Source organism: Duncaniella muris (genome assembly GCF_003024805.1).
Lineage (GTDB): Bacteria > Bacteroidota > Bacteroidia > Bacteroidales > Muribaculaceae > Duncaniella > Duncaniella muris.
The window spans coordinates 139648-161934 of record NZ_PUEC01000001.1; the positions used below are offsets into that span (position 1 = coordinate 139648).

Genomic DNA, 22287 nt, shown 5'->3' on the forward strand with positions numbered 1-22287 from the left:
AAGTCCTTTTAAGCTACAAAGTTACAAAAAATCGACATGGTAAGAGCAAGCCCAAAGGCATCCATGCAGCCTGTTTTAATGTTTTTAAGCAACTTCTAAAACGAGCGTTCGCGGCGTGAGGCATCAATACGCAGCAATATAAAAAGGAGGAAAGTGAATCCCCACAGCGATGAACCTCCATAGCTGAAGAAGGGGAGCGGAATGCCGATGACCGGACACAGCCCGATGACCATGCCAATATTAATCGATATGTGGAAAATCAGATAGCTCGCCACACAATAGGCATAGACGCGCCCGAACACCGTAGGCTGCCGCTCTGCAATATTAATTATCCTGAGAATCAGTATAAGGAACAGAAGTATCACTGTTGCCGATCCCCAGAGGCCTTCCTCTTCGCCCACGGTGCAGAAAATGAAGTCCGTGTGCTGTTCAGGCACATATTTTAGCTTGGTCTGTGTACCGTTAAGGAAACCTTTGCCCCACAAGCCGCCTGAACCGATGGCTATTTTCGACTGATTGACGTTATAGCCGGCTCCACGGAGATCTTCTTCCATGCCAAGTGCCACCTTGATTCTCATCTGCTGGTGGCGCTGGAGGATGGAAGTGAAGGCATAATTCACGGAAAACAGAAATACAATGGCGGACAGGGCTGTCGCCACTGTTATGACAAGTTTGCGGGCTGTGGTTTTGAACATCAGCAGCACGCAGTAGGCCAGGGCCGCCATGATCACAGCTATGAAAAAGATTGTACCCGGAACTTCCACCCCGCATATCTCAAGCACGGTGACTGCGATGCCGGTGCCTGCAAACCAGAGAAACACATTGCGGGCAGCTGTGAATTCCTTGCAGTAGACAGCGAGCATAGCCACTATCAGCACCATGATCATGATGAAGACCGCTGCCTGACCTGAGGGAATGCCGAGGAGCATGGAGCCGGTGAACTTCACCGCTACCACGAAAAATGTAACCGCACACAATGCAGCAAGCAGCACCAGTCCGCTCATTCCCTCGCGGTAGAGTACAAAAAACAATGAGAGATAGACCAGCGCCGATCCGGTTTCGTTCTGGGCAAGAATCAGGATCACGGGCATGAATATTATCATCAATGCGAGCATATAGTTCTTACGCGAGGCATTGAGGACGAAGTTGTAGCTTGAAAAGAGTTTGGCAAGGCACAGAGCAGTGGAGAATTTGCCGAATTCAGCCGGCTGCAGACTCATCGGGCCGAGCACAAGCCATGAATGAGATCCCTTTGTGTTAGGCGCTATGAATATGGTGATCAGCAGCAATAGCAACACTGTGCCGTAGATGACATAGGCATAATTCTCATAGACTCTGACATCTATCAGCAGCAGTACGAGACCCAACACGAGCGAGAGCCCTATCCATCTAAACTGCTTGCCGGAAAACTCGGTGAAACTGAGCATATTCGCATGGTCGAAATCATAGCTCGCGGCATAGATGCTCACCATGCCTGCCATTACAAGTATTAGATATAGGATGACTGTGAACCAGTCAACCTGTTTCAATACCGAACCGCTGTTTTCCTTTTGCTGCACCTTGGTCTATTTTTAATAGTTTATTGAAAATATGTGGATATGGTAAGTGGTGGGATATGTAGAGCTGCCGGTCGATCAATGCTTTTTGGTGCCGGCAAATTGAATGGTGTTGGACTGCAGCATGCGTTCCTCAAGATATTTGCGCTCCGGAGGAATGTAGCCGCGCAGATAGCGCTCCATGACGAGCGAGCCGATCGGCACACCGAACGTGGCACCGAATCCTGCGTTCTCCACATAGACCGCAATGGCGATCTTCGGGTCGTGATAAGGAGCGAAGCCCATGAATGCCGAGTGGTCGCGTCCGTGGGGGTTCTGAGCCGTACCGGTTTTGCCGCAGACTTCGATGTCAGAAAGGTTGGCTATGCGGCATGTACCGCCGGTGACGGCCATTCGCATACCTTCGGCAATGTCGTTATACCAGTGGGCTGCGATAGTCGGCGTATGCTTTTCAAGATACTGGGCGGGCATCACAGTGTCCTGTATCTCCTTGACTACATGGGGCGTGATGAAATGACCGCGGTTGGCTATGGTGGCTGCAAGGTTGGCTATCTGCAGCGGTGTTGCAAGGATCTCTCCCTGGCCGATAGAAACCGAGATAATAGTGTTGGCGCTCCAGTGACCTTCACCGTAATATCCGTTATAGGTTTTGGAATTTGGTATGTAGCCTCGGTATTCGCCGGGCAGGTCAATGCCGAGTTTGTAGCCGTAGCCCATTGAGACGAGGTGGTTTTTCCAGATTTCGAATGCATTGGCTGACGAGCCATATTTGCTCCGCTTGTCGATCATAGCCTTGAACCCCCAACAGAAATATGCGTTGCACGATGTCTGGAGAGCCGGTTTCAGAGGCAGGGGAGAGCCGTGGCCGTGGCAGCCGACTCTAAGACCTCCTGAAATGAAACCGTGGGCACAAGGAAACATTGTTCCGGTGGTGATGATGTTCTCTTCAAGTAAAATAAGACCCTGTGTAGGCTTGAAGGTAGAGCCCGGAGGATAGACGGCCTGGATCGCGCGGTTGAAAAGCGGTTTGTCAAGGTCGCGCATCATTTCGTTGTAGTTCTTTCCGCGCTCGCGGCCAACGAGCAGACGCGGGTCGTAAGAGGGTGCTGACACAAGACAGAGGATCTCGCCCGTTGAGGGCTCGATCGCCACCACGGCACCTTTTTTGTTGACCATCAGAGATTCGGCATATTGCTGAAGTTCGATGTTGAGCGACAGTTTGATGTTTTTTCCGGCCACGGCATCGCGGTCGAGCGCTCCGTCTTCGTAGCGTCCCTGAATTCGTCCGAGAGCATCGCGCATCAGCACCTCGGCCCCTTTGCTGCCACGGAGATATTCTTCATAAGTGTGCTCAATGCCGATGTCACCTATATAGTCGCCGGGCATGTAATACGGATCTTTGTCAATGTCTTTCTGCGCCACTTCGCGGATGTTGCCCAGCACATTTGCTGCTGTGCGGTAATTATATTCGCGCAGAATTCTTTTCTGGATATAAAAACCCGGAAAGCGGTAGAGTTTTTCCTGCAGGCGTCCGTATTCCTCGGCGCTGAGGTGGGTAAGAAGCCGTTGCGGCGAATATGACGAATAGCCCGGATTGCGGCGCTTGTCTTTCATGTCGATGAAGCGTTTGCGCAGATCTTCGGGCGTGATGTTGATGGCGCGGCAGAAATCGAGGGTGTCGAACTCCTTGACGTCACGCGGAATCATCATCACATCATAGGCCGGCTGGTTGTAGACCACCAGGCGGCCGTCGCGGTCATAGATTATGCCGCGCGATGGGTAGACCGCCTTGCGCAGAAATGCGTTGGAGTCGGCATATTCTTTATATTTCGAGTCCAGTACCTGCAGACTGACAAGACGTGCTATGTATATAAGGGCTATAACCACGATAAAACCGCTGATGATATAGCGCCTTTTTTCGAGATTATAATCTTTTCTCACTTTGTGGTGTCATGAAACTGTCAATCCCGATCATGAGAGCCATTGAGAGAATGGTGCTGAAGACTATGCGCAGCAGCAGTCTGACGGGATTGAAGAATGTGAATGCTTCGATAAGGAATATGAGGCTGCAATAGAGCAGCGTCAATGTGAGCAGATATTTCAGGTATGTGGCTGTTCCGAGAGAATACATCGAAGGTTCAGGACGGGTGAGGTCTTCCTCGCGGGGCACATAGAGACGCAGGATCGGCTTGCGCATCATTGCCTCGATAGTGCAGGCGAGGGTATTCATTCCGTATGTGTCGGAGAAGATGTCGACTATCAGGCCAAGGAAAAATCCGATTGTAAGCATCCAGTTGACCGACAGGGTGATAGGCAGTCGCACCAGCAGGTAGATGAATACCAGCGGCACAGCCACGTTGAAAAGGCAGATGTGGTTGAACACTATCACCTGCGCCAGCACGAGGATGAATCCCAACAATATGAACTGAAGCACCGTTTTGCTCACGTAGCGCTTGTTTTTTTATGAAATTCCTCCGCCGGATTCTCTGAAACGGGGGAATCCGGCGGCGGTTTTTCAGTTGACGTTTTTGATTTCAAGTTCTTTCTCCACGGTCTTGAGCTCGTCTTTCATCTTGTCGCGGATAACGCGGACGGTAGAGAGGGTGGAGAAGTCTGTGAACAGTTTGATTCGCAGTGTGTAGAAGTTGTCCTCGCGGTCGCGCGATCCTGATAGGATCGTGCCTACGGGAACTCCTTCGGGGAACACCGAAGAGTAGCCTGAGGTGACAATAGTGTCGCCTTTCACGAATTTGGCGTGTTTGGGCAGCTCTTCGAGTATCGCTTCGCCCGGATCGCGTCCGTCCCAGACCAGCGAACCTACCTGATCCTCGCCTTTGACCTTGCAGGAAAGGCGCAGATAGGGGTTGAGCACTGAGATGAGACGCGCCGTGTGATCGCCCACAACGTTGACAATCCCGACAATGCCGTTCTGGTCCATGACTCCCATCTCCGGTTCCACTCCGTCAAGCCGTCCTTTTTCTATAGTTATATAGTTGTGGGAGTGGTTGATGGAGTTGTTGATCACGTGGGCGATCAGGAACTGATAGCGGGTGAGGGCTGAGTCAACGGTCATCGTGTCGGCATAGATCTGCTGCTGATAGCCGCGTATCACTTCCTTGAGTTTGTAGATTTCAAGCTCAAGGTCGGAGTTGCGGTGCTGCAGATCTTCGTTGATGTCGCGCAGAGAGAAGTAGGAGGTGACGTTGTTGGTCGTCTTGTAGACGGCCGAAGCGATCGAGTTGGCCGACGACAGATAGACATGGTGCTGATAGGGGTTGCGCGAGAACAGTAGTGCGCAACCTGCCACCAGATAGGCGGCAAACAGGAACCATGAACTGTATTTGACGAAAAACTTTAGTAGCTCGCTCAATTCTTCTCAGTCTGTTTAGCGGATCAGGAAGGAGAATGTCTCGATATTCTTGAGTGCCACGCCGGTTCCCTTGGCCACTGCGAGAAGCGGATCTTCGGCAATGTGGAACTGGATACCGATCTTGTCGGTGAGGCGCTTGTCAAGACCGCGGAGCATTGCGCCGCCGCCTGCAAGGAAGATGCCGTTCATGACAATGTCGGAGTAGAGTTCCGGCGGAGTCTCGTCGAGAGCCTGAAGTACGGCGGCCTCGATGCGCGAGATTGATTTCTCGATACAGTGGGAGATTTCCTGATAGCTGACGGGTACTTCCATCGGAAGGGCGGTCATCTTGTTGGGACCGTGGACAATGAAGTCTTCCGGCGGATTTTCAAGTTCGGTGAGGGCTGAGCCTACGTGGATCTTGATCTGCTCCGCTGTACGTTCGCCCACCTTGACGTTGTGAACTCGGCTCATGTGTTCCATGATGTCGTCTGTCAGGTCATCGCCTGCCACCTGTATGCTCTTGTTTGAGACGATGCCTCCGAGCGAGATGACGGCGATTTCGGTTGTACCGCCGCCTATGTCGACGATCATGTTGCCCTGGGGGGCGAGCACATCGATGCCTATACCGAGGGCTGCTGCCATCGGTTCATAGATCATGTAGACGTCGCGTCCGCCGGCGTGTTCCGATGAGTCGCGTACGGCGCGGATCTCAACTTCAGTCGAGCCTGAAGGAATTCCGACCACCATCTTCATGGAGGGGGAGAACCAGTTGCTCTTGGAGCTTGCTTTCTTGATAAGGCCGCGAATCATCATTTCCGCAGCGTTGAAGTTGGCTATAACGCCTTTGCGGAGCGGGCGGATGGTCTCTATGCCGTCATTTTCTTTACCCTGCATGAGTTTGGCTTCGCGTCCCACAGCTATGAGCTTGCCGGTGCGCTTTTCCAACGCTACGATCGAGGGTTCGTCAATGACAATCTTGTCATTGTGTATGATAATCGTATTGGCCGTTCCGAGGTCAATCGCGATTTCCTTGGTGAATGAAAATAATCCCATGTGTTGTCAGTTGTGTCAGTCTGATTAGTGCTTGAAATGGCGGAATCCGGTGATGGCCATTGCGATTCCGTGGGCGTTGCAGTAGTCTACGCTCTCCTGATCGCGGATCGAGCCGCCGGGATGTACGACTGCTGTCACACCAGCTTCGCCGGCAATCTCCACGCAGTCGGGGAAGGGGAAGAAGGCGTCAGAGGCCATGACTGCACCGTGGAGGTCAAAGCCGAACGAGCGCGCTTTTTCGATGGCCTGCTTGAGGGCGTCGACACGTGAAGTCTGGCCTACGCCGCTTGCCAGAAGCATGCCGTTTTTGGCGAGCACGATTGCGTTGCTCTTCGAATTCTTGACGATCTTGTTGGCGAAGAGGAGGTCTGCAGCCTGTTCGGGGGTGATGGCTTTCTCTGTAACCTGCTTGAGATCTTCAACAGTCTCGATCTTAAGGTCGCGGTCCTGCACGAGGGCGCCGTTGAGGATAGAACGGAACTGGCGGGTTGTGTCAAGAGGCTTCTTGATGATCAGGATGATGCGGTTCTTCTTCTGCTTGAGGATTTCGAGCGCGTCATCTGTATAGGCGGGGGCTATGATGACCTCGAAGAAGATTTTGTTGATTTCTTCAGCTGCGGCAGCATCGACAGTGCCGTTTGTGATGAGCACTCCGCCGAATGCGCTGACAGGGTCACCGGCAAGAGCGTCTTTCCAGGCTTCGGCTATGGTAGGACGGGTTGCGAGACCGCAGGCGTTGTTGTGTTTGAGCACTGCGAATGTCGGTTCGGTGAATTCTGAAATCAGAGTTACGGCTGCGTCAATGTCGAGAAGGTTGTTGTAGGAGATCTCTTTGCCGTGGAGCTGGGTGAACATTGCGTCGAAGTCACCGAAAAATGTGCCTTTCTGATGGGGATTCTCGCCGTAGCGCATCTGCTTTGCGTCGTCAAACGCTATGCGGAGTTCATCGGTGTGTTCGATCGGCGATTCAACTTCAGTCGATGCGAAGTAGTTGAAGATATCGGTGTCATAGCCGGAAGAGACTGCGAATGCCTGAGCGGCGAACCAGCGGCGTTCAGCAAGCGATGATTCGGCTTTGCCGTTGCGCTTGAGCATTTCGGCCAGAGGTTTGTATTGGGCTTTCGAGGCTACGATGATGACGTCGTTATAGTTCTTGGCGGCTGCACGGATGAGCGAGATTCCGCCTATGTCGATCTTTTCGATGATGTCGGCTTCGGGGGCTCCGGATGCAACGGTGGCACGGAAGGGGTAGAGGTCAACGATCACCAGGTCGATTTCAGGAATTTCATATTGGGCTATCTGGCCGCGGTCTCCTTCGTTGTCGCGACGGTTGAGGATGCCTCCGAATACTTTGGGATGGAGTGTTTTTACTCGACCGCCGAGTATCGACGGGTAACCTGTGAGGTCTTCGACTGCTTCACACTCGTAGCCTAAGCCTTCGATGAATGAGCGGGTGCCGCCGGTTGAGAGGAATTTCACGCCGTCAGCGTGGAGTAATGAAAGAATTTCTTCCAGTCCGTCTTTGTAAAAGACTGAAATGAGTGCGGTTTTGATACGTTTGTTGTCAGACATGACTGATTTTATTCTTATCTGATTTAAAATGATAGAACTGATTTCGGTTTTGAAAGTGCAAAGTTAGTGAAAATTACTTAGCAATGGAATTAAAAATAATTATAATTTATTCCGGATGTCTAATTTCTTTGTTTTGCTTTGTTTTGCTTTGTTTTGCTTGTCGGCTTTTAATGGGCGGTCTGTTGATATGTGTGTGGTAGGGATGGAGCTGCAAGATTTTTTTTGGGGGGCTGCGCGGTGATATGGCAAAGTTGTATATAAAAAAACTGTCCGTCTCCTTGGGAGTCGGACAGTTCTTGTAATCTTCAAGTTGATTTTCTCTGTCAGGAGAAAATTACTTTCTGATACCGAGTTCTTTCTGGGCGATGATGGCACGGTAGCGGTTGATGTCCTTGCGGATCAGGTAGTCGAGAAGACGACGACGCTTACCTACCAAAGCCTTAAGAGCTCGTGCGGTCGTATAATCTTTATGATTTGACCGAAGATGTTCAGTCAAATGAGCGATACGGATAGAGAATAATGCAATCTGCGCTTCAGGCGAGCCAGTGTCAGTCTTGCCCTTACCGTACTTCTCAAAGATTTCTACTTTTTCATCAGAGTTCAAGTGCATTGATACAGATGTTTAAAAGTGGTTAATGAATATAAATTGTCTCAAAAGAGCGCACAAAGGTAAGAATTAAATTTAATATATCCAACCTTTGCGACGCTTTTCTAAGCGTTTTTTCTTTTATCCTCACTTTTATCCTCATTTTATCCTCGGATTTTGTCTCTGTCAGCACTGTCTTGTGCCGAGGTGAGATCAAAACCTGTATGTGATCAGTCGAGGTTGTTGAGGTTGTCTTTCGCAGGGTTGCGGAAGTGGATCTTGTGGTCGAGATATTCCTGGGTTGCGATAAGGGTGGGTTTGGGCAGACGTTCGTAGAAGCGTGAAATTTCGATCTGCTCGCGGTTTTCTGAGATTTCTTCGAGGTTGTCGTTGAGCGATGCGAATTCCTGAAGTTTCTTTTCGAGGTCGTGTTTCATCTCGCCGGCGATCTGGTTTGAGCGCTTTGCGATGATGCAGACTGTTTCATAGACGTTTCCGGTGTCCTCGCTCATTGAGATGAGGTCGCGGGTCTGGGTGTTGAGAGGTGCGTTGGTCTTCTTGTAGTCCATTATATCTCTGTTGTTTACGTTGTTTCCTTTTCTGTTGTTTTTGTGGAGCCTGCGGCTTATTCTTTGACGTAGCGCTGGGCGATCTTGAAAATGTTGTCGGCTTCCTCGCGGTTAGGGGTGTCGGGGTAGTTGTTGATGTATGAGTAGTACTCGTCGATCACCTCGCGGAAGCGGTCGGGTTTCTTTTCGTCGATACTTTCGCGGGCTTCCTGGTAGCGGGCTTTGAGTATCAGGAGTTCAAGGTCTTCCTTATATTTTGAATAGGGATAGTCTTTGATGGCGTTGCGTGCTACGATTACAGCACTTTCGTAGTTGTTGCCCATGTAGGTTCCGAGGTTGTAGTAGAGCTGGGCGTTTTCGAGCTGTTTGAGGGTCAGTTTGTCCTGAAGCTCGAAGATGGCATTCTGGGCGTTGGCCACTTTGTCGCTTTTGGGGAAGTAGTCGAGAAAAGCCTGGAGTTCCTGAATGGCGTTGATTGTACCGCTCTGGTCAAGCTGTGGCTCAGGAGAGTCGAGATAATAGCCGTAGCCGGCATAGTAGCGGGCGAGCTCGGTGTACTTTCCTTTCGGGAAGCGGGTGTAGTAGGTCTTGAAGAATGAGCCTGCAGTTTCGTAGTCTTTGTTTTCGTAGTTCGAAAGGGCAAGGAGGTAGAGCGAGTCTTCGGCCTTTTCCGAGCCTTTGAACTGGGTGACGATGTCTTCGAGCACGGTGGCTGCCTGGGTGTATTTTTTCTGCTCGAACGCGCGCTTGGCGAAGTCGAGCCTATAGTCGGCGTCATGGCTTTTGAGCACCTTCTGATACTCGCCGCAAGAGGCGAGAAGCATTGCTGCGCCAAGCATGACTGCGTATTTTCTGAGTGATCTGATCACGGTTTTCGGTGGTCTGTGTTCGTGAATGAATTGAGAGTTTGTTTTCAACTTGCAAAATTAGCTATTTTTTCGTGATATTTCACAACTGTGGAACGATTATTTGCAAAAAACACTTAAATTTGTGGCTCAAAATTCCCTTTTGATCCTTCATGAAATCACATTTTATACGTTTCGAGATATTCGTCATGCTTCTGACAGTCTTGTTTAATTCTTCCGATCTGTCCGCTGCCGGGCCGAAGCGGGAGATGAGAGGTGTGTGGCTCACCACAGTATGGGGCATTGACTGGCCATCGGTCACCGGCTCTTCTCAGAAGGTGTGCCGACAACAGCAGGACGAACTGAAGGCGCTGCTTGACAGATGTCAGGCCGCTAATCTCACATCTGTCTTTTTTCAGGTGAGAGGTATGGCCGATGTCATGTACGAATCATCGCTGGAGCCGTGGTCGGCCTTCGTGTCAGGCAAACGCGGTGTGTCGCCGGGCTGGGACCCATTGAAATTCGCTGTCGAAGAGTGTCATCGCCGCGGTCTGGAGTGCTATGCGTGGGTCAATCCGTTCAGGTGGAGTTCCGGCACAGACTACAACAGTGTGCCTGACCGCCGCTGGAAAGAGCAGGGGTGGTTGCTGACCTATGGTAAATATACCGTTTTTAACCCCGGCCTTGAGGCTGTCAGACAGCATGTGGTCGACATTTGCCGCGAGATTGTCAGCGGTTATGACATAGACGGTCTTGTCTTTGATGACTATTTTTATCCAAACCGCATTCCGGAAGACAGTTCGGCTCCCGACTATGATCTATGGCAGGCGGAAGCACCCTGGATGGCCTTCGGAGACTGGCGCAGGGCCAATGTCCACAAAACCGTGGCCGATGTCCATGCTTTGGTCTCAGATCTGAAACCGGGCTTGCGTTTCGGCATCTCGCCTGCGGGGATAGCCGGGAAAAAGCACACTTCGGCGCCGAAGTGGGGCATGACCGGCTGTGAGGTCAAGGGTGACGACTGGCAATATTCCGAAATTTATTCTGATCCTCTCGGCTGGCTCTATCAGGGAACTGTGGATTTTATATCGCCACAGATCTATTGGCCCACCACTCATGCCGTGGCTCCTTACGAGCCTCTTGCGCGCTGGTGGAGCGAGGCTGCAAATTTCTACGGGCGGCATTTCTATGCAAGTATCACTCTGGCTCCGCTTGACAAGCGCAATACCAACAGTGAGCGTCAGGAATTGCTGCGTCAGATAGGAATCAACCGTGATTCAAGCCTCGATGGTGATCAAGGCACGGTGCTCTATAGTGCCAAGCATTTATATAAACTGGCTTCCGATCTGACAAAATCGCCGTTTGGGCTGAAGTCACTGACTCCGCAGGTGCGTCGGGGATCATCGCTCGATCCGGTTGAGGCTCCGACGGCACTAAGGTTAAAAGGCGGGGTTCTGTCGTGGCATGGGAAAGGCAATGCGGCTGCTCCGGTGCGCTATGCGGTCTATGCTTTTCCGAAAAATCTGCCTCATGATGAGCTGGTTGAGGAGAATGGTGACGGCCTGCGTGCCTGCTATCTTCTCGGCGTGGTCTATGGTGAGGAATTCAGAGTCGGCTCACCGGGCTCATATTCATATGCGGTGACAGCTCTTGACGGTTTTTCAGCTGAATCCGAACCGGTTTTTCTGAAATAGTACCCAGTTGTTTTAACTGACGTTTGCCAGATTCCGGCGGTGACGGGCAGTGTCTTGAGTGACATAGAAGCGTATCACAGCATAGATGATGCTCTGATTCGGAGTAAGCGTGTCTTCCGGATTCTGTCCGAGAATGAATTCCATGCTCAGAGCATTGCTGATAGGTGTGCGGTCGGCGCTTGAAAGAGAGTTGATGGTGTCGATTACGCGGGGTGAGATAATGACTGATGAATTCATGGCAGGAATTTGTTTTGAGTTTGAGAGTTGTAGAGAATGAGTGTGTGAATTGGAAGTGATATGCAAATGTAGTGTTCCTGATGGGCGATAATCCTGCACATGTAGGTTAAAATAAGTTGCGGCTTGCTCTGTCTGTCACTTGGCTTTCAATCTTTCATCTCTCCGAAAAGCATAATGTATTCCTGCTCGAAGTTAGGAGTGAATATTCCGTTGCCGATTCCTGCCAGAATCTCCTCGCGCGGCCAGAAGCGGCCTCCGTCAAGTTCGTCAGAGGGTTTCGGTTCGTGGCAGATCACAGTGCTGAATGCATTGACGAGCTCTTTTTCGCGATCGGATTCAAATACATATCGCTTCAGAAATGTCGGCTCGAAATCGTCTATGCCAAGTTCCTCGCGTGCTTCACGGTGGAGCGCTGTGACTACATCCTCGCCAAAGTCGATGTGTCCGCCTACAGCTGTGTCCCATTTCCCCGGCTGGATGTCTTTCCATTCAGGCCTTTTCTGAAGATACAGACTCCCTTGCTTATCAAAGACGTGGAGATGGACTACCGGATGCAACAGTCTGCTCCCTGAATGACATTCGCCGCGGGTGGCGCTTCCGATTACTGTTCCTTCTTCATTGACCACCGGGAATATTTCTTTTGAATTGTCGCTTTTCATGTTGTGGCATGTTATGGATATAATAAAAAAGGTAACGCCGACCTCTGAAATTGTTCGGCAGTCGGCGTTACCCCGCTTACATAAAATGTAGGCTGATTTCTTAGAGGTTGTTGGACAATCAGAGCATAGCGGTAGAACGCTTGATGAATTCGCTCAGATCGCGGCCGCGGAGAAGTCCGTTGGAAAGAAGCGCAAGGTCAATAGCTTGTTTCACAACAGGTTTTTCAGCGGCATAACGGCCTATGATCTCGTCTTTTTCCTTGCGGGCTTTCTCCACGCTGTCAGTCAGGCGCTGCTCTTCGGCTTTCTGCTCGTCGGTCGGCTTGTTGTCTTTGATCTCAGCGCGCAGGGTGGTGATCTTTTCGTTGTCAGAGTCTATAGAAGCGCTCAGAGGTGTGAGTTTGTCGGCCAAAGCTTTCTCTGCTTCGTCAAGAATCCGAGCAACCACAGGCTGTGAGGTGTTGACGATGAGATTGTAGCTGTCAGGCAGTTCGGCGTAGAAACTCATGCCGGCCTGAGTGGCGGCCATGTCTTTCATGCGGCGCATATACTCGTTCTGGGTGATCAGAATCGGGCTTGCTGCCGGATCGAGCGACTCGAACGATACAAGGAATTCTGCTTTGTCGACTGCCGGAATCTGGCTGCGGAAGAGTGGGGTCAGCAGTGAAATCTGATCAGCGTTCAGACCGCTGTCCTTGCTGTCTTCTTTCGGGATCAGCTTTTCAGCTACTTCGCTGTCAACTCTTACGAAGCGGGTCTTCTCAAGCTTGCTTTCAAGCATCGAGATGAAGTGACCGTCGAGCTGTCCGTCCATGAGCAGCACATTGTAGCCCTTTTCGTTGGCGGCGTTGATGAAACTGAACTGTCCGGTCGGGTCGGTTGCATAGATGTAGACCACGTTGCCGTCTTTGTCGGTCTGAGCGCTCTCAACGAGTGCTCGGTATTCTTCGAGTGTGAAATATTTGCCTTCGGTGTCGCGCAGGAGCACGAATTTCATGGCGGCGTCACAGAATTTTTCATCGGTCAGCATACCGTATTCGATGAAAATCTTGATGTCGTCCCATTTCGACTCGAAGTCGGCTCTGTTTTCCTTGAAAAGTTCTTCAAGGCGCGAGGCCACTTTCTTGGTGATGTAGCCGGAGATTTTTTTGACCGCTGTATCGCTCTGCAGATAGGAGCGCGACACGTTCAGCGGAATGTCGGGCGAGTCGATCACGCCCTGAAGCAGGGTCATGAACTCAGGCACCACGCCTTCAACAGAGTCAGTGACAAACACCTGGTTGCAGTAGAGCTGGATGCGGTCTTTGCGAATATCGAGATTGCTCTTGATCTTTGGGAAGAAGAGGATACCGGTCAGTGTGAAAGGATAGTCTACGTTGAGGTGAATCCAGAACAGCGGATCTTCCTGGCCGGGATAAAGCTCGCGGTAGAATTTGCGATAGTCCTCGTCAGTTAGTTCCGACGGCTTTTTGGTCCATGTGGGTTCGGTGTCATTGACTACCTTGTCTTTGTCGGTATCCACGTATTTGCCGTCTTTCCATTCCTGAACCTTGCCGGAGATTACGGGCACGGGCAGGAAGCGGCAGTATTTTTTGAGCAGGGTGTCGATGCGGGCCTGTTCAAGGAATTCTTTGTTGTCATCGTCGATATAGAGAACTATGTCTGTGCCGCGTTCGGCCTTGTCAGCGGGGCCCATACTGTATTCGGGGCTTCCATCGCACTCCCAGCAGACGGCTTCAGCATCTTCCTTATAGCTGAGCGAACGGATCTCAACCTTCTTTGCAACCATGAATGCCGAGTAGAAGCCGAGTCCGAAGTGGCCTATGATGGCATTGGCGGTGTCTTTATATTTGTTGACGAATTCTTCAGCGCCTGAGAAGGCTATCTGATTGATATATTTGTCTATATCTTCGGCTGTCATGCCGATGCCGCGGTCACTGACTGTAAGTGTCCCGGCTTCCTTGTCGACTTTGACGCGCACGTCCATCTCGCCGAGTTCGCCTTTGAATTCGCCGAATGATGCGAGAGTCTTGAGTTTCTGAGTGGCGTCAATCGCGTTTGAAACTAATTCGCGGAGAAAAATTTCGTGGTCGGAGTAGAGAAACTTTTTGATGACCGGAAAGATGTTCTCGGTCGTTACTCCAATCTGTCCTTTTTGCATGATATATTCAGTTTTGTTTGATTTTTGTTATATTATATAATGTGGTGACTCGCTGACGGCGGGTGCATACACACATATAACACTACAGCAAACAGAATGCCAGACTGCAAAACTGACAAATCTTGTTAAATAATATGCAAAAATGACAGACCGCTGGGCTGAGCGGATTTTTGAAATTCATGTCAGGATTGGCAGGGCAGAATCAGAGTTTGATTTCTGTGGTGTCACGCGGCACATTGATATTGTACCGGTCAAAAATCCATACGGCATTTCTCACGAAGCCGTTGCGATAGGTGTCCATGCTCTTGTGCAGGGCTTTGCTTTCAGCCGGCAGCAGACGGAATTTGCCGTCGGAGCTGCCTGGCTCTGTAAACACAAGCTTGTAAGTGGCTTCCTTGACATAGGCCCGACCGAAGATGTCGCGCGCAAGTTTCACTCGTGCCATAGACCCGCCACGGGTGTCGGTGGTGCGCATTGCCGATATGAAATTGCCGAGCGAGTAGACTGTGAAACAAGGACGTCCGGTCTTTTCGTTCAGCCGGAGTTCCATAGGCTGTATCACGTGAGGATGGCCGCCGATAATCAGCTCGACGCCAAGATCGCGCAGATATTTGGCAAGGTTTTTCTGAGCGCTGTTGGGCAGCAGTTTGTATTCTTCGCCCCAGTGGATGCAGACGGCTATCAGTTCGGCACCCTTCTCACGGGCTTTTTTTACGTCAGAAGCAATCAGCTGGCGGTCTATGTAGTCAATCTCTATGTCAGAGGTCTTGTTGATGCCGTTTGTTCCATAGGTATAGTTCAGGAATCCGACTTTGAAGCCGTTGATGACATGGATCATGGGCAGTATCGAGTCGCGGTGGGCTCGGTTGCGGTAGACTCCGAGATAGGGCACGCCTTTTTTCTCGAAGGTGCTGATGGTGCGTCTCACTCCACGGTCGCGGCGGTCGAGGATGTGGTTGTTGGCCGAGAGCATAAGATCGAATCCAGCTTCTGTAAGTGCGTCTACATAGTTGTCATGCGCGCAAAACATCGGATAGCCTGAATAGGGCGCGCCGCCAAGAGGTGTTTCGAGATTGACCACTGCGAAGTCGGCCGATTCAATGTAAGGCCTGAGGGCTGTGAAATAAGTGCCGTAGTCCAGCGAGCCGTCAGCCAGGCGCGCGGCATCGATCTGACGCTGGTGTTGCATGGCATCACCGGCGAATACTATCTCGGCGCTGTCTTGTGGAATCAGCATCGAGAGCAGCGACAGAAATACTGAAATCATGCTCACGGAGGAGGGTGCTTGGGTTGTGAGTGGGAGTGAAAAAAATAACCGGTCTGCAAAAGGGAATCAGTTAGGACCCCTACCTACAGACCGGTCGGAAATATTTTTGTTAATTGTAGATCTCTTTCTTTGCGGCAAGGAGAGTGTTGCGCATGAGCGAGCAGATGGTCATCGGGCCTACTCCGCCTGGAACAGGGGTGATGAATGCGCACTTTTCCGCAACATTGGCGAAATCAACGTCACCGCTAAGACGGAAACCGCTCTTGCGGGTGGCGTCAGGCACACGGGTGGTGCCTACGTCGATGATTGTGGCGCCGGGTTTGACCATGTCGGCGGTGACGAACCCCGGACGGCCGAGGGCGGCGATGATGATGTCTGCTTCAGCGCATGCTTCCTTGATGTTGGTCGACGCGCTGTGAAGCACTGTCACTGTCGCGTTGCCCGGTTGGGCTTTCTGCATCATAAGGTTTGCCACCGGCTTGCCGACGATGTTGCTACGGCCGAGAACCACACATTTTGCGCCACGTGTTTCCACGCCGTAGCGTTTCAGGAGTTCCATGATGCCGGAAGGAGTCGCTGAAACGAAGCATGGCAGTCCGATCGACATGCGGCCCACGTTGACCGGATGGAATCCGTCGACATCCTTGCGGTAGTCAATCGCCTCGATAATTTTCTGTTCCGAGATGTGGCGAGGAAGGGGGAGCTGCACAATGAATCCGTCGACTTCCGGATCTTCGTTGAGTCGGCTTATGGTTTCAAGCAGTTTTTCTTCGGTCACATCGTCCTCATAGCGGATGAGGGTCGAGCGGAAGCCGCAGGCTTCACAGGCTTTCACTTTGTTGGCTACGTAGGTTTCGCTGCCTCCGTCGTGGCCGACAAGGATGGCTGCGAGGTGGGGGCGGCGTTTGCCCTGAGCCACCATTTCTTCGACTTCAGCGGCAATTTCGCGCTTGATGTCGTCGGCAGTCTGTTTTCCGTCTATGAGGGTCATAGTCTTTGTGGTGTGGGAATAGGGGGTGAGATAATAATCGGTTTCCTTCAGCCGGCAGTTCAGCGGCGCATACCCTTCATGCCTCTCATAAGGGCCATCGGGTTTTTGATGCCTGAAACGGCCTTCATCATCTTGCGGGCATCGTCAAACTGCTTTATGAGGCGGTTGACTTCCTGGATATCTGTGCCGGAGCCTTTGGCTATGCGCTTGCGGCGGCTGCCATTGATGATTTCAGGATGCTGGCGCTCCTGTTCAGTCATTGAGCGGATGATAGCCTCGATGCCTTTGAATGCGTTGTCGTCAATGTCGATGTCCTTGATGGCTTTGCCTACACCGGGTATCATTGATGCAAGTTCCTTCAGATTACCCATTTTCTGAATCTGCTGGATCTGCTGGAGGAAGTCGTTGAAATTGAATTGATTTTTGGCAATTTTGCGCTGGAGTTCGCGGGCCTGCTTTTCGTCATAGGCGTTCTGGGCCTTTTCAACGAGCGATACGATGTCGCCCATGCCGAGAATACGGTCGGCCATACGCGAGGGGTGGAAGAGATCAAGGGCATCAAGTTTTTCGCCTGTACCTACGAATTTGATGGGCTTGGTTACTACAGTGCGGATAGAGAGGGCCGCGCCGCCGCGTGTGTCACCGTCAAGTTTGGTGAGGACAACGCCATCGAAGTCCAGACGGTCGTTGAATTCTTTGGCAGTATTGACGGCGTCCTGACCGGTCATGGAGTCGACCACAAACAGAGTTTCCTGAGGCTTGACTGCTTTCTTGATTGCCGCGATCTCCTGCATCATCTGTTCGTCGACGGCAAGACGGCCGGCGGTGTCGATGATCACCAGATCAAGATGGTTTGTTTTGGCGTAGCGGATAGCGTTTTCTGCAATCTCTACCGGATTCTTGTTGCCGTCCTCTGTATAGACGGGAACATCGATCTGGTCGGCGAGCACTTTCAACTGGTCAATAGCTGCGGGACGATAGACGTCGCATGCCACGAGGAGCGGACGTTTTCCCTGCTCTGACTTGAGCTTGCGGGCGAGTTTGCCGCTGAAAGTGGTCTTACCGGAACCCTGCAGACCTGACATGAGGATGACGGTCGGATTGCCTGACAGATTTACCTGGGCTGTCTCGCCACCCATAAGCCGTGCCAGCTCATCGTGGACAATCTTGACCATGAGTTCGCCCGGCTTGATGGCGTTGATCACATTCATGCCCAGAGCCTTGGCTTTTACCTCGTCGGTAAACTGCTTGGCTACTTTGAAGTTGACGTCGGCTTCGAGGAGCGCGCGGCGCACGTCCTTAAGGGTTTCGGCTACGTTTATCTCGGTGATCTTGCCTTCACCTTTGAGTATCTTGAAACTTCTTTCAAGTCTTTCGCTTAGATTTTCAAACACGTTGGGTGGCTGGGGATTGAGGGTTTATAAAAGTTTGTTGGTACGGGTGTCGGGGAAGAGCACCACGGGCTTGTGGGTGCGGGCTTCCTCCGGGGTCATCTGTGCGTAACACATGATGATTACTACGTCGCCCACCTGCACCTTGCGTGCGGCGGCGCCGTTGAGGCAGATGACGCCTGAACCCGGCTCGCCTGCAATGGCGTAGGTGTCAAAGCGTTCGCCGTTGTTATTGTCGACAATGTAGACTCTTTCGCCTGGGAAAATTCCGGCGGCTTCCATCAGCTGGCTGTCAATGGTGATGCTTCCTATGTAGTCGAGCCGTGCTTCTGTCACGGTGACACGATGGATTTTGCACTTGAGTAGTTCGAGTGTCATTTCCTTGCGGGGTATTTTATGTTGTCGATCAGGCGGACTTCGCCGCAGAACACGGTGGCGCATCCTACGGGGCTTTCCGATTCGGCCCAGTCTGTGATTGGCTGCATGCTGAGCGCGTCGACAATTTCGTAATATTCTACTTGCAGGTGAGGAAGAGAGTTAAGTTCATCGATCACGTAGCGTTTGGTCTGCTCAACGCTGTGGTCACGCGCCCATGAAAGGCTGCCTTCAAGAGTACGGTGGATGGCGGGGGCTATGGCGCGCTGCTCGGCGCTGAGGCGGACGTTGCGTGAGCTCATGGCCAGACCATCGGCCTCGCGTTTGATCGGGCAGTCCACTATTTCGAGGTCAAAGCCTTCAATCTCGACCATTCTGCGGATCACGGCTATCTGCTGAAAGTCTTTTTCTCCGAAATAGGCACGGGTCGGACGGGTGAAGTCAAAAAGTTTGCTGACTATCTGGGCCACTCCGTTGAAATGGCCCGGACGCATAGCGCCTTCCATCACTTCGGCCACCGGACCAAGATCAAACACGCGGGTGTCTTTCTGAGGATAGATTTCCTCTACCGAGGGAATGAAAGCTACATCGACTCCGGCTGATTTCATCAGCTCGCAGTCAGCCTCCTCGGTGCGGGGATAGGTGGCAAGGTCTGTTGGGTTGTTGAACTGTGTGGGGTTGACGAACACGCTTACCACCACGAAATCATTTTCGCGGCGGGCGCGCTCGATCAGTGACAGGTGGCCGGCATGAAGTGCTCCCATCGTGGGAACAAGTCCGACGCTTCCAGACTTGCGGGCGGTGTCAAGCTTGGCTTTTAATTCTGCTACAGTGCGAATTATTTCCATTTCTTTCTGTATATGTCTGAAAATTTCAGAGTGCAAAATTACACATTATGTATTAAATTTCCCAAAAAAGTTTGCAGGTTTCGGTCTCCGGATGTCGATTGACGGGATTTTTTAGTAATTTTGATGTGAATTTCAAAGCCTGTCAAGGTCTATGGTATTAAAAAATGGCGCTTGACCTCGCCTTATTATCCACACTGCAAAATGCAACAGGAATTTGCCTCTAAACTCCTTGAAGGAGCCGTCACAGAACTTTCACGCCTGCCCGGCATCGGGCGGAAAACCGCTTTGCGTCTCGCGCTACACATTCTTCGCTGTGATGAAGGGGCGGGAGTGGCTCTTGGCGAGTCGATCATCAGAATGAGGCGCGGTGTGCGTTACTGTTCGATCTGCCACAATATTTCCGAGACCGAAGTTTGCCCGATCTGTGCCGACTCGCGTCGTGACCGGTCAACGGTCTGTGTGGTGGAGAGTGTCAAGGATGTCATGAGTTTTGAAAATACTCGCCAGTACGGTGGCCTTTATCACGTGCTCGGAGGAGTAATTTCGCCGATGGACGGCATCGGCCCCGACCAGCTTGAAATCGACTCTTTGGTAGAACGTGTGGCTTCCGGAGAGGTGAGTGAGGTGATTCTTGCTCTCAGCGCCACGATGGAAGGGGAGACCACCAATTTCTACCTCTATCGGCGCCTTGCTCCCTATGCCGACGTCCGCATCACCCAGCTTGCACGTGGTGTGTCGGTCGGCAACGAAATTGAATATACCGATGAGATAACCCTCGGTCGTTCCCTGCTCAACCGCACACTCTTTTCAGATTCAATCCGCCGCTGAAACTTCGTCACGCGTCTCTTCTATTGTGTGAAATGTGGTGGTATGATCACAGGAATTTCTGGCAGATGTAGGCATCAGAATAGCTGTTGCCTGACATAAGCCACGATTTTAAACGTCCGCTGATTCTGAATCCGGCTTTTTCGAAAAGCCGGCGTGAGGCAGCATTTTCTTCTCCTACAATGCAGTAAAGTTGATGAAGCGAAAGCCTGCCACGGCAATAATCAGCAGCAAGGTTGAGTGCTCGCAGGCCGTAGCCATGCCGACGTGCGTCGGAATCAATCAGGATTCCTACGCCGCAACGCGAATTGGCAGGATCAAAGTCATAGAGATCGAGAGTGCCGATGGTCTGAGTCATACCTTCCGCATTGATGAGGTCTATCATCAGCCGGAGTTGGCGTGCGGCGTAGATATCACCGTCATAGTTATTTACATAGTCCCACAACTGTTTGCGCGAGTATGGTGCAAGTGTGAGGCCGACACCCCACACCGCCGGATCGTTTTCCCAGCGGTAAAGGGTGTCGACATCAATAGGTTCGAGTGCCCTGAGGCTTATAGTGCCGTCTGTCAGCATTCTATAGGCTAATTTTTTTAGAGGCCCTCTTCGTTGAGGAAACGTTCGGCTTCGAGCGCAGCCTTGCAGCCTGAGCCGGCAGCCACGATGGCCTGACGGAATACGGGGTCGGCAACATCACCTGCGGCAAAGACTCCGGGGATGTTGGTCTGCATTGATGAGCCTTTGACCTTGATATAGCCGGCTGCATCGCAGTCGATGTACTGGCGGAAGATCTCGGTGTTGGGATTGTGGCCGATGGCGAGGAAGAATCCGTCGATGGCGAGGTCGTAGTGCTGTTCGTTCTGTGTGCCTACGTTTTCCACGAGATGTGCGCCTTCGAGATATTCTTCGCCATAGAGTCCGGTGGTGTTGGTGTTGAAGAGTACTTTGATATTGCTCTTTTCAAGCACACGTTCCTGCATCACTTTAGAGGCGCGGAGGTGGGGTTTGCGTACGATCAGGAACACATCGGATGCCAGATTGCTAAGATAGAGGGCTTCTTCGCATGCTGTGTCACCGCCGCCTACAACTGCCACGCGCTTTTTGCGGTAGAAGAATCCATCGCATGTGGCGCAGGCAGAGACTCCGAGACCTGAATATTTTTCTTCGTCAGGCAGACCGAGATAGCGTGCTGATGCTCCTGTGGAAATGATCACTGTGTCGGCGAGAATCTCCAGACCGTTGTTGGTCACTGCCTTGAACGGGCGCTTTGAAAAGTCGACTTCTGTCACAAGACCCGAACGGATGTCGGCTCCGAATTTGAGTGCCTGAGTGCGAATGTCTTCCATCAGCTGCGGACCGGTGATGCCGTTGGGCTGTCCGGGAAAGTTCTCTACCTCGGTTGTGATGGTCAGCTGGCCGCCGGGCTGGAGGCCTTCGATCACGAGCGGCGAGATATTGGCGCGTGAAGCATAGATTGCTGCGGTGTAGCCTGCAGGGCCTGAGCCGATGATGAGGCAACGGGTTTTGATTTCTGCCATAAGTCTCTTGTTTTTGAATTGATGTTTTTGAACGGTTAGATTTTAAGTTGGTCAGACAATTTTAAGTTGTTCAGTCTATTGAACCATACCTATTATATAATGTATATTTTTTCTGATTGTTCACTCTTTTGAGCGTCTACGCGGGCTTTAACGCAGGTCTACCACCGGCAGTCCGGGATGCTTTGCGGCATCATAGCGGAAAAACGACACCGGGAGTGCCTCGCCGGGCTTCACGGAGCTGACAGTGATGCCGACGCTGCGGCGATTGGCCATGTTGAGCACTATGCGGGTCGGGTAGAGGGTAGAGGCGTTGAGGGTCAGATCCACGCTATGGATATCGCTTCCTGCCTGCGTGGCTGTCAGCCTGATCTTCTTCTCTCCGGCTGCTGATTTGAGCATGGATGCGCGGTAGTGGGTCTTGAACGAGTTGATGATCGCAAACGGATTGACCTGCTGAAGCTCTTCCGGACTTGGTTCGGTGATGTTTACTTCGCCTACATGGGTCGAATAGGTCCACTGTGTGCGTCCGTCGTACCACGATGAGATCTGCGGAGAGACAATCGTGAAGCGGTCACCCGAAATGGTCAGTGTGCCGCTGTTGCTCTGCCCGTCAGCGGTGATTGTGTATGATGCCGAGAGCGATTTCGATGCTCTGATCTTCGCAGCGGCTTTGTCAAGCACGGCTGTGGCTGATTCCGCCGCATGGAGCGGCAGAAGGCAGCAGAGAGCGAGGATCAGAAGTATGATGTTTTTTGTCAGCATGGTCGTGT

The 22287-nt window shown here is 51.7% G+C and carries 22 protein-coding genes; 2 read left to right on the forward strand and 20 right to left on the reverse strand.

The features are described 5' to 3' along the window. Positions 1-95: 95 nt before the first annotated feature. The 9 genes from rodA to C5O23_RS00580 form a co-directional block, all read right to left on the reverse strand. A complete protein-coding gene (rodA, locus tag C5O23_RS00540) occupies positions 96-1559 on the reverse strand; it encodes a rod shape-determining protein RodA (RefSeq protein ID WP_240597544.1) in 1464 nt (487 codons plus the stop codon). A gap of 75 nt (positions 1560-1634) precedes the next feature. After that, a complete protein-coding gene (mrdA, locus tag C5O23_RS00545; RefSeq protein WP_107030996.1) occupies positions 1635-3497 on the reverse strand; it encodes a penicillin-binding protein 2 in 1863 nt (620 codons plus the stop codon). Continuing rightward, a complete protein-coding gene (locus C5O23_RS00550) occupies positions 3481-4002 on the reverse strand; it encodes a rod shape-determining protein MreD (protein WP_136408838.1) in 522 nt (173 codons plus the stop codon). Before C5O23_RS00550 ends, mrdA begins: the two co-directional genes overlap by 17 nt. Before the next feature lie 69 nt (positions 4003-4071). Next, a complete protein-coding gene (mreC, locus tag C5O23_RS00555; RefSeq protein ID WP_107030998.1) occupies positions 4072-4926 on the reverse strand; it encodes a rod shape-determining protein MreC in 855 nt (284 codons plus the stop codon). 15 nt (positions 4927-4941) lie between these two features. Beyond that, positions 4942-5961, reverse strand: a complete 1020-nt coding sequence (locus C5O23_RS00560; protein WP_107030999.1) for a rod shape-determining protein — start codon at positions 5959-5961, stop codon at positions 4942-4944. Positions 5962-5985: 24 nt separating this feature from the next. After that, complete coding sequence (gene purH / locus C5O23_RS00565) at positions 5986-7533, reverse strand: bifunctional phosphoribosylaminoimidazolecarboxamide formyltransferase/IMP cyclohydrolase (protein WP_107031000.1); 1548 nt, start codon at positions 7531-7533, stop codon at positions 5986-5988. A gap of 334 nt (positions 7534-7867) precedes the next feature. Continuing rightward, on the reverse strand, positions 7868-8143 hold the full coding sequence (gene rpsO / locus C5O23_RS00570) for a 30S ribosomal protein S15 (RefSeq protein WP_107031001.1): 276 nt from the start codon (positions 8141-8143) through the stop codon (positions 7868-7870). Positions 8144-8349: 206 nt separating this feature from the next. Further along, positions 8350-8688 carry a DNA-directed RNA polymerase subunit omega gene (locus C5O23_RS00575; protein ID WP_107031002.1) on the reverse strand — a complete coding sequence of 113 codons (339 nt, stop codon included), beginning with the start codon at positions 8686-8688 and terminating at the stop codon, positions 8350-8352. Between the two features lie 56 nt (positions 8689-8744). Beyond that, positions 8745-9557, reverse strand: a complete 813-nt coding sequence (locus C5O23_RS00580) for an outer membrane protein assembly factor BamD (protein WP_255201550.1) — start codon at positions 9555-9557, stop codon at positions 8745-8747. A gap of 149 nt (positions 9558-9706) precedes the next feature. Here C5O23_RS00580 and C5O23_RS00585 point away from each other — a divergent pair, with 149 nt between their 5' ends. Continuing rightward, positions 9707-11227, forward strand: coding sequence for a glycoside hydrolase family 10 protein (locus C5O23_RS00585; protein ID WP_107031004.1), 1521 nt, complete (start codon positions 9707-9709; stop codon positions 11225-11227). Between the two features lie 12 nt (positions 11228-11239). Here the strand turns inward: C5O23_RS00585 and C5O23_RS00590 are convergent, their stop codons facing one another. The 8 genes from C5O23_RS00590 to panC all read right to left on the reverse strand — a co-directional run bounded on the left by C5O23_RS00590 (position 11240) and on the right by panC (position 19156). Further along, positions 11240-11464, reverse strand: a complete 225-nt coding sequence (locus tag C5O23_RS00590) for a hypothetical protein (protein WP_107031005.1) — start codon at positions 11462-11464, stop codon at positions 11240-11242. A 146-nt stretch (positions 11465-11610) separates the two neighbouring features. Continuing rightward, the gene (locus tag C5O23_RS00595) at positions 11611-12123 is read right to left on the reverse strand and encodes an NUDIX hydrolase (protein ID WP_107031006.1); all 513 of its coding nucleotides are present in this window, start codon (positions 12121-12123) and stop codon (positions 11611-11613) included. A 118-nt stretch (positions 12124-12241) separates the two neighbouring features. Continuing rightward, a complete protein-coding gene (gene htpG / locus C5O23_RS00600; RefSeq protein ID WP_107031007.1) occupies positions 12242-14284 on the reverse strand; it encodes a molecular chaperone HtpG in 2043 nt (680 codons plus the stop codon). 202 nt (positions 14285-14486) lie between these two features. Beyond that, on the reverse strand, positions 14487-15551 hold the full coding sequence (locus tag C5O23_RS00605; protein WP_107031008.1) for a CapA family protein: 1065 nt from the start codon (positions 15549-15551) through the stop codon (positions 14487-14489). Between the two features lie 109 nt (positions 15552-15660). Continuing rightward, the gene (gene folD / locus C5O23_RS00610; RefSeq protein ID WP_107031009.1) at positions 15661-16542 is read right to left on the reverse strand and encodes a bifunctional methylenetetrahydrofolate dehydrogenase/methenyltetrahydrofolate cyclohydrolase FolD; all 882 of its coding nucleotides are present in this window, start codon (positions 16540-16542) and stop codon (positions 15661-15663) included. Between the two features lie 59 nt (positions 16543-16601). Beyond that, on the reverse strand, positions 16602-17936 hold the full coding sequence (ffh, locus tag C5O23_RS00615) for a signal recognition particle protein (protein ID WP_107031010.1): 1335 nt from the start codon (positions 17934-17936) through the stop codon (positions 16602-16604). 24 nt (positions 17937-17960) lie between these two features. Beyond that, positions 17961-18311 carry an aspartate 1-decarboxylase gene (panD, locus tag C5O23_RS00620; protein WP_107031011.1) on the reverse strand — a complete coding sequence of 117 codons (351 nt, stop codon included), beginning with the start codon at positions 18309-18311 and terminating at the stop codon, positions 17961-17963. After that, positions 18308-19156 (reverse strand): pantoate--beta-alanine ligase, encoded by an 849-nt coding sequence (gene panC / locus C5O23_RS00625; protein WP_107031012.1) that lies wholly within the window; start codon positions 19154-19156, stop codon positions 18308-18310. Before panC ends, panD begins: the two co-directional genes overlap by 4 nt. Before the next feature lie 201 nt (positions 19157-19357). Here panC and recR point away from each other — a divergent pair, with 201 nt between their 5' ends. Next, positions 19358-19984: a recombination mediator RecR gene (gene recR, locus C5O23_RS00630; protein ID WP_107031013.1), complete on the forward strand. Its 627-nt coding sequence runs from the start codon at positions 19358-19360 to the stop codon at positions 19982-19984. A gap of 46 nt (positions 19985-20030) precedes the next feature. On the opposite strand, the gene C5O23_RS00635 is transcribed toward recR, so the two are convergent. The 3 genes from C5O23_RS00635 to C5O23_RS00645 all read right to left on the reverse strand — a co-directional run bounded on the left by C5O23_RS00635 (position 20031) and on the right by C5O23_RS00645 (position 22279). After that, positions 20031-20555 carry a GNAT family N-acetyltransferase gene (locus C5O23_RS00635; RefSeq protein WP_107031014.1) on the reverse strand — a complete coding sequence of 175 codons (525 nt, stop codon included), beginning with the start codon at positions 20553-20555 and terminating at the stop codon, positions 20031-20033. Between the two features lie 17 nt (positions 20556-20572). After that, a complete protein-coding gene (trxB, locus tag C5O23_RS00640; protein WP_107031015.1) occupies positions 20573-21517 on the reverse strand; it encodes a thioredoxin-disulfide reductase in 945 nt (314 codons plus the stop codon). Positions 21518-21664: 147 nt separating this feature from the next. Further along, on the reverse strand, positions 21665-22279 hold the full coding sequence (locus tag C5O23_RS00645) for a LolA-like putative outer membrane lipoprotein chaperone (protein ID WP_107031016.1): 615 nt from the start codon (positions 22277-22279) through the stop codon (positions 21665-21667). Positions 22280-22287: the final 8 nt, after the last annotated feature.

Excerpts from the sequence above, each read along its gene's own strand:
- htpG (WP_107031007.1), bottom strand. The coding sequence starts at position 14,284 with ATGCAAAAAGGACAGATTGGAGTAACGACCGAGAACATCTTTCCGGTC.
- C5O23_RS00575 (WP_107031002.1), bottom strand. The coding sequence starts at position 8,688 with ATGGACTACAAGAAGACCAACGCACCTCTCAACACCCAGACCCGCGAC.
- panD (WP_107031011.1), bottom strand. The coding sequence starts at position 18,311 with ATGACACTCGAACTACTCAAGTGCAAAATCCATCGTGTCACCGTGACA.
- C5O23_RS00635 (WP_107031014.1), bottom strand. The coding sequence starts at position 20,555 with ATGCTGACAGACGGCACTATAAGCCTCAGGGCACTCGAACCTATTGAT.
- trxB (WP_107031015.1), bottom strand. The coding sequence starts at position 21,517 with ATGGCAGAAATCAAAACCCGTTGCCTCATCATCGGCTCAGGCCCTGCA.
- rpsO (WP_107031001.1), bottom strand. The coding sequence starts at position 8,143 with ATGCACTTGAACTCTGATGAAAAAGTAGAAATCTTTGAGAAGTACGGT.
- C5O23_RS00560 (WP_107030999.1), bottom strand. The coding sequence starts at position 5,961 with ATGGGATTATTTTCATTCACCAAGGAAATCGCGATTGACCTCGGAACG.
- C5O23_RS00605 (WP_107031008.1), bottom strand. The coding sequence starts at position 15,551 with ATGATTTCAGTATTTCTGTCGCTGCTCTCGATGCTGATTCCACAAGAC.
- C5O23_RS00645 (WP_107031016.1), bottom strand. The coding sequence starts at position 22,279 with ATGCTGACAAAAAACATCATACTTCTGATCCTCGCTCTCTGCTGCCTT.
- folD (WP_107031009.1), bottom strand. The coding sequence starts at position 16,542 with ATGACCCTCATAGACGGAAAACAGACTGCCGACGACATCAAGCGCGAA.
- panC (WP_107031012.1), bottom strand. The coding sequence starts at position 19,156 with ATGGAAATAATTCGCACTGTAGCAGAATTAAAAGCCAAGCTTGACACC.
- C5O23_RS00595 (WP_107031006.1), bottom strand. The coding sequence starts at position 12,123 with ATGAAAAGCGACAATTCAAAAGAAATATTCCCGGTGGTCAATGAAGAA.
- C5O23_RS00590 (WP_107031005.1), bottom strand. The coding sequence starts at position 11,464 with ATGAATTCATCAGTCATTATCTCACCCCGCGTAATCGACACCATCAAC.
- recR (WP_107031013.1), top strand. The coding sequence starts at position 19,358 with ATGCAACAGGAATTTGCCTCTAAACTCCTTGAAGGAGCCGTCACAGAA.
- purH (WP_107031000.1), bottom strand. The coding sequence starts at position 7,533 with ATGTCTGACAACAAACGTATCAAAACCGCACTCATTTCAGTCTTTTAC.
- C5O23_RS00585 (WP_107031004.1), top strand. The coding sequence starts at position 9,707 with ATGAAATCACATTTTATACGTTTCGAGATATTCGTCATGCTTCTGACA.